Genomic DNA, 12,244 nt, shown 5'->3' on the forward strand with positions numbered 1-12,244 from the left:
TTTGAAATCCAGCTCAATGCTAAGCGACCTAAGCGACCACTCAGTGAAGCTTTTTCCAGATTTGCTGGATGATGATCATGGAAATATGGTCAGGGTGGCGATCACCGTCGTTATCAAGTGCCATACAAGAATCCGTCAGCGCCACATTGCCGCGCCACAAACCCGTGCTATTACGTATGCCCATGCCCCATCCCATGTGAAACTGAATCAGGTTGTCATACGTTGAATCCCGCGTGCGCTGCTTGCTGGCTTCATCGAGCCTGCCCAATATGTTTGTCGCTGCCTGTTCACAGGTCGTTGGCCAGGTATCAGCATCCGCGTAGCGCTTGCATTGCTTGTCGTAGCCATTTTTGCCCGGCGTGGCGCAAGTAGCGGCAGCACCGCTGGCGCTAGCCGGATCAGCTGCAGCGGTAGGTGCTGGAACAGGTACAGACTGCGCCCACACCACATTGGCGCCCATCATGATGACAGCAACAAAGCCAGAACAAATCCCTGCACGTGTAATGCTCATCAACTTCCCCTTCAAAATGGGCCAACTCAAAAATATTAAAAAATGTTAAAAGTACTAAACAAGCATCATACATGAAATAAAGGAAAGTACTTGCCTTTTGACAATCATTTTTCTTGCCATGGGCCATCGTCCCACCAGTTCTGCGCAAGGATGGTGGCCACGTCATAGCTGCCGTCGTTACCGTCCTGATAAACAGTGATGCCCAATTGAGTAGCCAGTTCCAGTCCGTAGGTTTTAAACGCGGCTTTCACGTCCTGCGAAACATTTCCTGGATAGACCGCAAAGCACACCAGTTGATCGCCTTCATCAATCGCCAGCAACTGCCGCGCCACTACTTTTCCCTGCTCATTACGGGCATACAAGAGCTGCTTGTTCACGTCAAGCAAACAGGCAATCGCAGAATAATCACACAAACCACCAATACCTAAACAACTGCCTGCATAAGTGCCCATCATGAGAACTTCAAAAGGATCATGTTCAAATGCCAGTGCCAAATCACCTTGTGCCGTTTGCACTTTGCATTGCAGCCCTGCCTGCCATGCCGCCTGCTGTGCACGCGGGTGTCTGGCATACCAGGCCTGATTAAGCGGGTGCTGGATATAATTCAATGCATTACCATCTCTGGCGTGGCCGAGAAATCGTCGCAATCCTTTGCGGTTATTACGACTAGAAAAATTATCCAGGCCCGCCAACAGGCGCAGGGCATGCCTGGCAGGTGCAGACGTATCACGCAAGTTGAAAGAAGCATCCATTTCTACCCAAAGTGCAGCAGTCAGAGCGCGTAAACGCAACGATGGCAATCTCGACAAACTCAGCCTGCAATGCCTGGCGATTTGCTGTGAAGATAAACTCAATACGCCTTCAAGGTATTCGCGCAAACGACGTGGCAAGGGGCTATCGAGGCCAGCTTCTTTACTCAAGTCCAGCATGCGCTGGCAAGCCACCAATGGCGGCATTGCATGCCAGTCCAGCGCAAACCAGTCCGTCTTAAGGAACTTTTTCATGAAGAGTTGCCGACGCTCGAAATGCAAACTGCCCAGCAGATTGCAAGTCTTAAAAAACCTGGCTGGCGCGGCCATCAAAGAAGTTCGCAAGAACGCCGGGGCCAGGTTTACGAAGGAATAACTGCCAGAAGTCAGCAAATTCATATTGTCTTCGCGACGGCATGCAAGTTCCAATTGCCGCCAGACGCTATCGTCAATGGCAATAATTTCTGCTCTTTTATCTATCGGCCAGGTCTCGACGATGTTCACAAAGCTATGGCCATAATCAATCTCAGCCTTAAACGGCGGCAAACATAATTTATGCATGAGTGGCAAAAAATCCTGCACTGCTTGTGGCAAACTCCGTGCATCATCCCAGCCGCCAATAAAGTGACGCCACATCAGTGCCAGCTTGTTTTGCCTGTCGGCAGGCAGGTTGATCAGTACATTATGGCAGGCAGAAAACAGCGTCAGATACACTTGCCACTTCGCCTGCATTTTTTCTTTTTCATCTTCATCCATAAAATTGTAGAAGACATGAAGCCAGGTATCGGCGGCGGGCTCACTCAACTTTTCCCATTGGGTTTCACGCAGATAATGTGCGAGACCAGGAAATTTGGCGCAATAGTCCCACAAAGACACCCTGGACTTGATACCCACAGCTTTACAGGCTCTTGCTATCGCTTCTAATGGTACATCCTGACAATCGTGACTGGCCGTCAGCACATAGTCGCGCAATTCGCTGATATCACTCGCCTCATATAGCAGGCAACCTGTGAGGCTATATTCCACACTGACTTGCTTGGCGAGGTTGCGCAAAATATTGCACAGGTAAAATTCAAAGCGTGCATCGTCCCCTGACAAATCATGCAGACGCATGAGCTGGTCAGCCGTCATCTGTTGAGGCGACAAACTCCCCTGCACTTCTCGCATCACTACAGCCAGAAAAATAGTTTGCCGGTTTTCTGGCAATAGCAAAGTGAGCTGTGCCGCGTGAGTATTATCCGTATTCATGGCACACAGGCGCGCCAGTACGGCCAGTTTTTGCGAACGTGCAATGTCATCTGCATGCTGGCCGCTGTGCTGATGCCATATTTGCAGCCAGGCCAGTTGCAAGTCTGCACTGCATGCACGCAATTGCCACAGTAAGCAACGGCGAAACGCTTCTGGCAAGACGGGCAATTCTTGTGCTGGCCTGTTCCAGTGATGCAAATACAGAGTGGCGCTGCTGGGTATAAGCCCGGCAGACAACGACATCACCTGTCCCTGCGCATCCAGCACGGGCAAGGCAGCAAAATCATGACGCGCAAAGAAAGCATCGAGCAAACGTGCATCTGCCAGCCAGTCACACAAATCCAGTGCAGGCTGCGCAGGCTTTGGCGGCTGGTATTTGGTACCGCGAAAAGCACGCGGATGGGCAGCAGTCGCCACCGGCTTCCTGGGCACCCCGGTTTGCGGTAGTGCCACCATGTTGGCATTGCCAGCATCAGGCACGGTCATCCAGAACACCCGCCAAAAAGCAGGCCAGACACTGCGCAAGTCGGTAGCGGTTTGCAAGCTATGCCAATCTGCCAGCAAGCTGGCCGCCTGCGGAAACAAGCGCGCATCCAGTGCAGCGAGCTTCACCTGCCGCAATGCAGGCTGCACGACGCTATCGACTTCATCACTGAGCAAGGCAACGATGCCCTGAGGCTGACGCAGCAGGCTGATTAAAATGGATTTGACAGTTTGCAGGACACGCGGCTGAACCGCTGCCCTGTCTTTGACAGGTTTGCTTGATGACATGTGAATACAAAATAAAAATCCAGAGATGGCATGCACCCACAAACAGGCATCACAGTGCGAACGCACATGCAAGCAGCCTGCTCAGGCACTTCCGGTATGAAACCAATCCTGCACAGGTTGGTTTCAGATTTTCATTTTTTATTTCACATGTGGGGAATGAGTGGTTTAATTGATATATGGATCGACAGCCAGAGTGGCCATCAAGTTGCTGCATATCATAAATTAATCTGCTACTGTTTACACAGCATCTTTTTTTAGCTGATCAGCAGCAAACTGCCTTCAGTTTCTTCCAGGATACAGAGCAATGGCCGAGATTAATTTACGCAAGTCTTTGGTACATACATCTTACCAACCAACTCATACGCACTGTATATTTTCTCAAGAGATAATAAAAACCTACAGATTGAAAATATTTAGGCAAGGTGGATTTTTTTTTGCGACTTCAAATCATACTAAAAAAATTAACGAACAAAATATCGAAGTCAACTTGAACTTTCAATGACATAGTTATTAAAGGATTCAGCCAAAAAAATCAACATCGCATGGGTTGCACGCCTTAAATCATCCTCTGAAGGAGCACTATCTTTAAAGTCTTGGTGAACGATTGAATGACGCATTACTGAGATTCTTTCTATTGCCTCCTCTTTGAACTTAATTTCATCTTTGTTAGTTTCTGAAAATAATTTTTCAAGCAGTATTTCTGCAAAGTGTGGGGTCGCATACGCTACTGAGGCTCGCGCCCCCATATGATGATTTTGATTCCATTTCAAATCTGCCCTACAGAAACTTAACAACTCCATAGTTGACCCACTGAACGAAGTGCTTTGTTTCAGTCTAAGAACATTTTGAAGCGGGAAAAAGAACTCAACTAGTTTATATATCTCCGCAAAATAGCTACTATTCCGACTTGATAGCATTGCAGAGAGAAACTGATTGGTTAGCCAATCATGTCCCGTTGCAAGGAGAAATTGAAGTACTGTAAAAATTTCGTTTTGAAATGCATGTGCATTGCTAGATACTAATTCAAGCGAAAGTAAAAATCTTAAAATTATGAAATCATCTTCTTCTTTAGCGTCTTCTTGAGCCAATTCATACACCAACATTTCTGGCATATATCGTTCAATATCTTTTTCAAATATGGGTACTGACTCCCATACTTTAATGTCAATGCTCTCTGTTGCACCAATATCAAAGAAGGACAGTACTAAAATTTTCTGAAGAAAAGTCAGCTCTGCTTCCAACAAATCTTTATTTTCATTATTGGATAAAGACTTTAAAAAACGCCCACCATTTCTATACATTCCACAAATTAATTTCTTATCACCCACGTTAAGAACTGAAATACAAAGTCCATCAAATTCTCTTGAACTAGATAGGCTCGTTGTGGAAAATTGATCACATAGTTCGTTAACAATGTCCTTAGAATTTGGATCGCTTTCGTCAACTGGCAAAATTTTGAAATTTTTTTTCGAAGGAAAACGCGGAACTAGCTGGGTCTCAATGTTTTGGGATACCCATTTCCAGACTTGATTTTCTAAAAAATTCTTAATTTTTGAAATTTTCTTTCCAGACTCCACGATGATTATCTAGCCTTCCAACAAGGAGTCATTGCTCCTTGAGAAATCAACGAACTTGATTTGGTAAACATGAGAAGAAACGCTCGTTTATAAAGTGAGCGATCATGATCTCCAACACGCCCAGACCTCACATCTAAAAGTTGATTAAGTGTTTCCAGATCCAGAAAATCAGCTAAAGAATTATCGTCAAGCGTTTTCATAAATTTCATTAAGCTCGTAGAAGATTTTTCAATTTTCCTTAAATTTTTCTCAGCTTCCTCTACCTCATAATCAAACCCAGGAGATCCAAAAATAATTTCTGCAACTGCGACGACGAATCCAATAGATCCAGGTGCTGAAGTAAAAATATCCTTCCCATTTCTTACTCTAGTTGGAATTTCAGGAATCGATTGTTGTTTAATCCGATCAAATTGTTTATCAATTTCATACATCAATTTCAGCGTACGAATAAACAAAGGCAAAAAATCATCCGATGCCGTTGCCTCCGTTATGTCAATTTTAATAAATTCCTCTGCTACCTTCTCTTTAATATCAATATTTATCGATCTAGCAGTGAAAGCGAGAAACAACTCAACTACACGCGTGCTACGATATTCTCCGGCTTGCGATCGTCGATTAGTCTCATCAAGTCCAATAACTTTTATATTTTTTAATTTCTTTTGAACTTCTGAAATAATAGGGCGATATAGCGTATCCAATTGTCTCTTTAAATCCCACGGCACTTGACCAGTGTTTAGAACTAACATCCGATAAATTAGACTACTGACTTTTTGTGCGACCCAAATTTCAACACGAATGAGACGGGTACTCTGAGCAGCCAATTTCCCAGGGAAGGCTTCAAGTAGTGCCGTTGTCCTCTGCATACCATCAATGATAGAAATATCCTCATTTTCGCTTCTGAGTAGATTCACGAGTTCTTCAGATGTCTCAATAGAGGCCATTTTCCTTTGGGCAGCGGTACTGCATACAACTCCAAGTACAACAGGAGGAATCACTGCACCTTGTTTTAAATCATCAATTAATCGTGTCCGTATCTTCAATGCAGTTTTTGTTCGAATTGGGGCACGTTGCCCAGCTAAGCCTCCTTGATCCCTATATGCAACCTCAACTAAGCTAAGATAATTGTCGAGCTTTATAGTAGCCATCAGCGAAACGCATTTGGTATTTTTATCGTCAAGGCGCAAAAGGGGTTGAGACATAATTTTCCCAGTCAATCGGTTGGTGTCTCTAATATTATCAGAGCGTTATATTTAAATAAATGAATTTTGTCTTTAGCAAACTATTAAATCTACGAAGTTCAATACTTCTTTGATTTGACGCAATACCATGCGATATAAGGTGCGATCAAATATCCTCTCTTTCAACGCCGCTTCTTCTCTTCCGCCAGTTGTTCCTTGTGCTTTTCTTTCCATTCACGCTCGCGGGCATCGATGACAGACAGTTCATAATACTGCGCATCTTTTTCGCGCCGGGCAATGTCCAGTTGTTGCAGGGCGGCGGCGAGGTTATTCTCTATGCCATAGGCCTCGGCCAGGGCAACATGCTGGGCGGCTTGCTTGCCTTGGGCGGCATAGACTTTGGCCAGCAAATTGTAGAGTTGCGCTTCTTGCCGGTACAGTACGATCTGGTCACGCAAGAAAACAGCCGCCTGCTCTTCTTTGCTGTCTGCCAGCAGTGCCTCGGCATATTGCACGGCCACACCACGTGAGAGCGGCAGATCACGCATGGCTTTTTCTGCCTCTTTGACGGCGGCGGCAGTTTGCTTGTCACCGATCAGGATGTCGATGGACATATCGACATACATATTGCTATATGTGAGCATGCTTTTGTATGCGGGTATCTGTTCCAGCATTTTGCGCGATTGATCCAGCAATTTGCGGGCGGTAGCAAAGTCCAGGCGCTTGTAGGCGACAAAGGCCTGCCCGTATTTGGCAGTGATCTGGTCTTCGAGCTTGCCGGTTTTGGCCTGGGTGTCAAAAAAGGTGCTGGCATCCAACAGGCCCTGGGTGCTGCTGTCTTGCAATACCCTGATCCTCGCCTTGGTGAGCAAAAACTCCAGGCTATCTGCATGCTGGCGGTAGCGCTGCTCTGACAGGCGCGATTGTATGTCGGCTATCCTTTCGCTGGTCAGTGGGTGGCTGCGCAAAAACGGTGGCAGGTTATCGTTATAGTTGCGCATGGAACTTTGCAGTCGGCCAAAAAAATTGACCATGCCCGAAGGGTCAAAGCCAGAGTCCCGCAAGATCTGGAAACCTACACGGTCAGCTTCACGTTCGGCATCACGGCCAAAATTCAGTTGCTTTTGTATCGCCAGGCCCTGCCCGCCAGTCGCAATCGCCATTGCAGCATCAGGGCTGGACCGCGCAGCCAGCACGGCCAGTGCCAGTGCCGCCAGCGGGATCAGGGCATCGCCACGCTGGCTGGTCAGCATGCGGGCGATATGGCGCTGGGCCACGTGGCCTATCTCATGGCCCATGACCGAGGCCAGCTCGGACTCAGACTGTGCCGCCAGGATCAGGCCCGAGTGAAAACCAATAAAACCACCAGGAAAGGCAAAGGCGTTCAGCACCGGATCACGCACGGCAAAAAATTCAAAATTGAAATTGGTTTCGCCACGGGCATCTGGCCGCGCTTCCAGCATTTTGTTGCCGAGGCGGTTCAGGTATTCACTGACCGGGGCATCGTCCATATAGTCAGGGTCGCGCCTGACCACGCTCATGATTTGCTCACCGAGCTTGCGTTCTGCCAGCGGCGACAGGTCTTCACGCGAGGTGTCGCCCAAAGTTGGCAGGTTTTGCGCCTGGACCAGTGCAGGCGACAGATTGGCACTCCCCAGGCCAACTGTCAGCAAAACCGCCAACCGCAATGCTGACAAGGCTGGCAGGCGAAAAACACGTCGCAAGGGATTCTCAATGCTATGATACTTGGACACTAATAGCTTCCTTATTTATCAGGACTTACGAAAAACCGCCCTAGCTGCGTTGCAGCTCCCGCATCTAGCAATATTCGGTACTAAAGTACTGTCTTCGTCGCTACGGCATCGCTGGGGTTTCAGGCAACATGTTGCCTGCCAGCAAAGCGACCATCCCACGCTGGGGATGGTTCTCAAAAGCGATAGCCTTGCTGGGACAATTTTTCGTAAGTCCTGTTCTAGTTTTACAAGTTTTTTACACAATTATGAGCACAGATACAAGCAAAACAGAACAGTCCCACGAATTGCCAGCCGAACTGACCCATTTTGACGCAAGTGGTCAGGCTCATATGGTGGATGTTGGCAATAAAAACAATAGTCACCGCATCGCCGTTGCCCGTGGTCATATCCGCATGCAGGCAGCCACCCTGGCCATCATCGAGCAGGGCAATGCCAAGAAAGGCGATGTCATCGGCATAGCACGCATCGCCGCCATCATGGCTGCCAAACGCACCAGTGACCTCATCCCGTTGTGCCACCCGCTGGCACTGACCCGCGTCACTGTTGATTTTAGCATTGATGCAAGTAACAACACTGTTACATGCGAGGCCCAGGTTGAAACAGTGGGTAAAACCGGTGTCGAAATGGAAGCCCTTACCGCCGTGCAAGTTGGCCTCTTAACAATTTACGATATGTGTAAAGCTGCCGACCGTGGAATGGTCATGACCGATATACGAGTGCTGGAGAAGCACGGCGGCAAATCCGGCGACTGGGTAGCGGATATCGACAAATGACAACAAAACCAGCCACTTTGCTGGCGGTGGATGTGCATTACAGTAGCGACGAAGCTGGTGAAAGCGCCTGCGTTGCCGGTGTCGTCTTCCACAACTGGGATGACGACAAACCGGCAAAAACCTGCATCAGCCACATCAACAGCGTGGCCAGCTATGTGCCTGGTGAATTTTACAAACGCGAGCTGCCCTGCATCCTGCAATTGCTGGCGGAACATGATCTGCAGCCAGACTGCATCATCATCGACGGCTATGTCTATCTTGATGGCACCAGCAAACCCGGCCTGGGCTGGTACCTGCACGAGGCGCTGGCTGGCAAGGTCAGCATCATCGGCGTTGCCAAGTCTTCTTTCTCGGCCATAGCCGCCTCGTTCGGCATCTGCCGGGGCGAGAGCATCAAGCCGCTGTACATCACCAGCCTGGGCATGGACCTGGCTACAGCCCAGGCCAGCATAGCCGCCATGCATGGCGAATACCGGCTGCCAACTTTGTTAAAGCTGGTCGATCAACTGTGCCGTGAAGCGGGGGATAAACCTGCTGACAGTACCTGAAACCCTGGTCTTGAGCCCTGACATGGCAGGCATCATCACCACTAAGGACAGCAGCAGATTTATAGAGAAACCAGGCACAATGAAAAACAGCCTGCTCATATTGTCTTGCCCCGCCTGCGGAGAAACCGCCTGCTCTGCCAGCCACAAAGCCCTGAGCGCCTTGCTCGGCCTGCCTGTGCGATGCAAGAATTGCCATCGCAGCCTTAGCTGCCACTGGCACATTGCTTTAGTTCTGGGAACGCTGACAGGGAACAGCTGGTTTGGTGCTGCTATTTTCTGGATACTTTCTTATAAAACCCTGGCATTGATTTTTCTATTGCTGCCCGTTGTCGCCGCCTTACCACTAGTATTGCGTGCCAGATTCTACGAAAGAAAAAAGCGGCGTTTTTTTCGGAACAATGAATTGTTGTAATCAGCATCCTATGATCTGATTTTTAAAACGAGACAAACATGCCAATATTTACCAGTTGGGTCCCAAAGATGCACAATATCCATGCGCCCTTGCATCTGGCGAAGACCCGCCTTGGTTCAATGATGGAACACTACAACCAGACTGCGAACAATTGTTCTGGCGCATACAAGTCGCCACTCATGAAGAAGCCATGGCCATCTACCACCTGCGCCAAGGCTGGGAGCCCTATAACCCTGGAGTAAAAGCCATGCCCTGCCCCGAATGCGGCTCATTGTTTTATCCCGAAGGAAGTGGGCAGTGCTGGAAGTGTGAGAAACGGATTTGCTGATAAGTTGATGTGTCTATTTGATGCCTGCTACCTGGAAACTAAAATGCTATCGGCCGCTGACGATCGCAGAAGATTTTGTGCTTCTCTGAGAATAACCTTGGCTTCAAACACTGGCAAAACGGTGCTTGTTTCTATAAGTTTTAATGTACTCTCATCTGGAAACAGAGCATCGATTTCGCCTATTAGTTCGGCAGAGTCTAGGCTTTGCAGATACCGGGAAATCACCTCGTCGTACCATAGACAGCTTTCCTTGATTTGGTGATTGAGGATAAGCATATTAAGTTGACGAACGCGCTCTGCATTCAACGAAGATATAAGATCATCGACTACGAATCGCAATTTGTATTTTTCATCGTTCATAATTTAAGCAGTTTTTCTAAATTGTTCGCGTCCTCTGATTTTTGAAGTATATCAACAGATAATTTCAAACGCCCGATTCGCTTATTTAATCTGCTTCCAATAGCCGAATGACACTCGCTCTGGCAGAACGAGCACCCAAACTGAGCCATCATTAATTTTTTCAAAAAATACTGCCTGCCCCATTTCATCGATTGGAGGGGCATACCAGGATGGCTCGGGAATTGATTTAATTTCTTTGTTGCCAAGCGCTAGATCAATCGCTTGCTCACATTCAGCACAATCAGCCCGACTCTTAAATACATAAGATTTTTGCAGCATCATCTAAATAGTTTGTTAAACCGACGTGGCAGTTCATATACTATGACTGTCGGGGTGATTGGGTAAAAATTAAATAGTAATCGCGTGATGTGCATTGCAACTCTCAACAGAAATATGTTCAAGCCCAAATCGGCCTATTGGCAAAGCGCTTTGTATTCCCGCGGCGAGCATTGCATTACACGTTTGAAAGCGGTGCTGAATGCGCTTTCAGATTGATAACCGAGTGATGGTGCGATGACGGAAATTGTATCGTCCGAATTTAAAAGCCTGTCACCTGCAAGCAGCATACGCCAGCGCGTCAGATAATCCATTGGCGACTCGCCCACCAGGTTTTTGAATTTCATTGCAAAGGTGGATCTGGACATGCAAGAACGGCTGGCCAGACTCTGTATAGTCCATTTATGTGCCGGGTTCTCATGCATGGCACTTATGGCGCCACCTATTTGCTTGTCCGCCAGTGCATAAATCCAGCCTGCGCCAATGTCTGTACTTCCTGTTGCGCTTGAAGCCTCTGCCCTCTCAAACAGAAAAAGTCTCAACGCCTGAACGAGCATGAGAGATGAAAGGTATTGCGCAATCAAAGTGCCACCGGGCTGCGGTTCTCGCAGCTCTTGCATAATTTGTTCCATTGACTGGCGCAGGGTATTTTTGTCTGACTCTTTGCGGATATGCACGATAGTTGGTAAAACGCCGAGCAATATGCTTGCGTGTCTGCCAGAAAACTCAAAGAAACCGCCTAATCCGTAACAGGCACCACCACCGTTGTAAGTAACCAGCCCGCCTTCTTTTACGTCAGAAAATATGGTCTTCGCGTCAGTAGTTGGCAGCGTCGGGTCGCTACTAAGAGTGAGCCCGTGCCCACCGGGGAGCAAAAAACAATCGCCTTCTTTGAAAAGTACTGCCTCAGGAATATCGTCCAAAGTGAGCCAGAATTGACCAGAAAGCAAGACATAGCAACGTATCCCCTGCCGTGGCTCGAAATGCATAGACCAGTTACCGCCCGCGTCCAGCCCGTGAAACATATAGTTGCGGGGTTTGAGAAGTGCCAGAGTATCGGAAAGTGGATCCATCATCTTCGGACGATTGAAAAGATAAAATGGACTATAGAGTATGGATCGTCCCGTTGCAAGCACGTATTATCAACACATTGACGAACTATCTGGAGAAAAAAATGTTTAACCGCCCCGCTTGCCTGGTCAGTTACTTTGCAGCCTGGAATTCACATGACATAGACGAGATTCGCCAACATGTCAGCGATGCATTCGGCACCAATACCCGGTATTTTGATCCACACCGTGTTGCCACGGGCGTTGAAGAATTTTCAGCTTGCCTTGCAGAGTTTCGCACTCAACGTCCTGGCGCAGAGATAGTCTGGACTTCAGGAGTTGACTCCCACCACCATTTGCATCGTTACACCTGGGAAGTGCGCATAGCAAAGCAGGCCATCGTTGCGGGCTATGATGTAGTCGAAGTCGATGTGGCAGGGAAAATCGTCGCAGTATTTAGTTTTTTTGGACCACTTCCTGAAATTGGCTGAATATAAAAGTGCATGCGAAATAGTAGCGGCTTTAATAGGGGCGGTCTTACATCAGGACAGCCCCATAATAAGGAAATACGTAAATGCAAGACCCTCTTTGCATTCGCTGAGATGCTTTAGGGGCGTTCGTACAACAGGTTAAAAACGGTCGCAATCCCTTACGACCGTTTTCCCTACAAA

13 protein-coding genes are annotated in these 12,244 nt (G+C 47.8%); 5 read left to right on the plus strand and 8 right to left on the minus strand.

The features are described 5' to 3' along the window. Positions 1 to 40 precede the first annotated feature (40 nt). The 5 genes from ACO0LI_RS17190 to ACO0LI_RS17210 form a co-directional block, all read right to left on the minus strand. Positions 41 to 511 carry a DUF6794 domain-containing protein gene (locus tag ACO0LI_RS17190; RefSeq protein ID WP_423033995.1) on the minus strand — a complete coding sequence of 157 codons (471 nt, stop codon included), beginning with the start codon at positions 509 to 511 and terminating at the stop codon, positions 41 to 43. A gap of 104 nt (positions 512 to 615) precedes the next feature. Continuing rightward, complete coding sequence (locus ACO0LI_RS17195; protein WP_423033997.1) at positions 616 to 3,279, minus strand: hypothetical protein; 2,664 nt, start codon at positions 3,277 to 3,279, stop codon at positions 616 to 618. A gap of 482 nt (positions 3,280 to 3,761) precedes the next feature. Beyond that, the gene (locus ACO0LI_RS17200; RefSeq protein WP_423033999.1) at positions 3,762 to 4,856 is read right to left on the minus strand and encodes a hypothetical protein; all 1,095 of its coding nucleotides are present in this window, start codon (positions 4,854 to 4,856) and stop codon (positions 3,762 to 3,764) included. Positions 4,857 to 4,861: 5 nt separating this feature from the next. Further along, positions 4,862 to 6,055, minus strand: coding sequence for a hypothetical protein (locus ACO0LI_RS17205; protein WP_423034001.1), 1,194 nt, complete (start codon positions 6,053 to 6,055; stop codon positions 4,862 to 4,864). Positions 6,056 to 6,216: 161 nt separating this feature from the next. Then, a complete protein-coding gene (locus ACO0LI_RS17210) occupies positions 6,217 to 7,758 on the minus strand; it encodes a M48 family metallopeptidase (RefSeq protein WP_423034003.1) in 1,542 nt (513 codons plus the stop codon). Between the two features lie 275 nt (positions 7,759 to 8,033). On the opposite strand from ACO0LI_RS17210, the gene moaC reads away from it, so the two are divergent. The 4 genes from moaC to ACO0LI_RS17230 are packed head-to-tail and all read left to right on the plus strand — an operon-like array spanning position 8,034 to position 9,763. Beyond that, the gene (gene moaC, locus ACO0LI_RS17215; protein WP_423034004.1) at positions 8,034 to 8,561 is read left to right on the plus strand and encodes a cyclic pyranopterin monophosphate synthase MoaC; all 528 of its coding nucleotides are present in this window, start codon (positions 8,034 to 8,036) and stop codon (positions 8,559 to 8,561) included. Continuing rightward, a complete protein-coding gene (locus tag ACO0LI_RS17220) occupies positions 8,558 to 9,109 on the plus strand; it encodes an endonuclease V (protein WP_423034005.1) in 552 nt (183 codons plus the stop codon). The genes moaC and ACO0LI_RS17220 overlap by 4 nt, the downstream gene beginning before the upstream one ends. A 22-nt stretch (positions 9,110 to 9,131) precedes the next feature. Then, positions 9,132 to 9,521: a hypothetical protein gene (locus tag ACO0LI_RS17225; protein WP_423034007.1), complete on the plus strand. Its 390-nt coding sequence runs from the start codon at positions 9,132 to 9,134 to the stop codon at positions 9,519 to 9,521. 38 nt (positions 9,522 to 9,559) lie between these two features. Then, a complete protein-coding gene (locus ACO0LI_RS17230) occupies positions 9,560 to 9,763 on the plus strand; it encodes a hypothetical protein (RefSeq protein ID WP_423034009.1) in 204 nt (67 codons plus the stop codon). 113 nt (positions 9,764 to 9,876) lie between these two features. On the opposite strand, the gene ACO0LI_RS17235 is transcribed toward ACO0LI_RS17230, so the two are convergent. The 3 genes from ACO0LI_RS17235 to ACO0LI_RS17245 form a co-directional block, all read right to left on the minus strand. After that, the gene (locus tag ACO0LI_RS17235; RefSeq protein WP_423034011.1) at positions 9,877 to 10,209 is read right to left on the minus strand and encodes a hypothetical protein; all 333 of its coding nucleotides are present in this window, start codon (positions 10,207 to 10,209) and stop codon (positions 9,877 to 9,879) included. A gap of 81 nt (positions 10,210 to 10,290) precedes the next feature. Further along, a complete protein-coding gene (locus ACO0LI_RS17240; RefSeq protein ID WP_423034013.1) occupies positions 10,291 to 10,527 on the minus strand; it encodes a hypothetical protein in 237 nt (78 codons plus the stop codon). 134 nt (positions 10,528 to 10,661) lie between these two features. Then, a complete protein-coding gene (locus tag ACO0LI_RS17245) occupies positions 10,662 to 11,600 on the minus strand; it encodes an AraC family transcriptional regulator (protein WP_423034015.1) in 939 nt (312 codons plus the stop codon). Between the two features lie 98 nt (positions 11,601 to 11,698). Here ACO0LI_RS17245 and ACO0LI_RS17250 point away from each other — a divergent pair, with 98 nt between their 5' ends. After that, complete coding sequence (locus tag ACO0LI_RS17250; RefSeq protein ID WP_423034017.1) at positions 11,699 to 12,064, plus strand: hypothetical protein; 366 nt, start codon at positions 11,699 to 11,701, stop codon at positions 12,062 to 12,064. The last annotated feature ends 180 nt before the right edge of the window (positions 12,065 to 12,244 follow it).

Origin of the sequence: Undibacterium sp. Tian12W (assembly GCF_049339405.1) — a bacterium.
In the GTDB taxonomy this organism is placed as follows: domain Bacteria; phylum Pseudomonadota; class Gammaproteobacteria; order Burkholderiales; family Burkholderiaceae_D; genus Undibacterium.

Coding starts and splice junctions, on each gene's coding strand:
- ACO0LI_RS17190 (WP_423033995.1), bottom strand. CDS start 511: ATGAGCATTACACGTGCAGGGATTTGTTCTGGCTTTGTTGCTGTCATC.
- moaC (WP_423034004.1), top strand. CDS start 8,034: ATGAGCACAGATACAAGCAAAACAGAACAGTCCCACGAATTGCCAGCC.
- ACO0LI_RS17235 (WP_423034011.1), bottom strand. CDS start 10,209: ATGAACGATGAAAAATACAAATTGCGATTCGTAGTCGATGATCTTATA.
- ACO0LI_RS17250 (WP_423034017.1), top strand. CDS start 11,699: ATGTTTAACCGCCCCGCTTGCCTGGTCAGTTACTTTGCAGCCTGGAAT.
- ACO0LI_RS17220 (WP_423034005.1), top strand. CDS start 8,558: ATGACAACAAAACCAGCCACTTTGCTGGCGGTGGATGTGCATTACAGT.
- ACO0LI_RS17245 (WP_423034015.1), bottom strand. CDS start 11,600: ATGATGGATCCACTTTCCGATACTCTGGCACTTCTCAAACCCCGCAAC.
- ACO0LI_RS17225 (WP_423034007.1), top strand. CDS start 9,132: ATGGCAGGCATCATCACCACTAAGGACAGCAGCAGATTTATAGAGAAA.
- ACO0LI_RS17195 (WP_423033997.1), bottom strand. CDS start 3,279: ATGTCATCAAGCAAACCTGTCAAAGACAGGGCAGCGGTTCAGCCGCGT.
- ACO0LI_RS17230 (WP_423034009.1), top strand. CDS start 9,560: ATGCCAATATTTACCAGTTGGGTCCCAAAGATGCACAATATCCATGCG.
- ACO0LI_RS17205 (WP_423034001.1), bottom strand. CDS start 6,055: ATGTCTCAACCCCTTTTGCGCCTTGACGATAAAAATACCAAATGCGTT.
- ACO0LI_RS17240 (WP_423034013.1), bottom strand. CDS start 10,527: ATGCTGCAAAAATCTTATGTATTTAAGAGTCGGGCTGATTGTGCTGAA.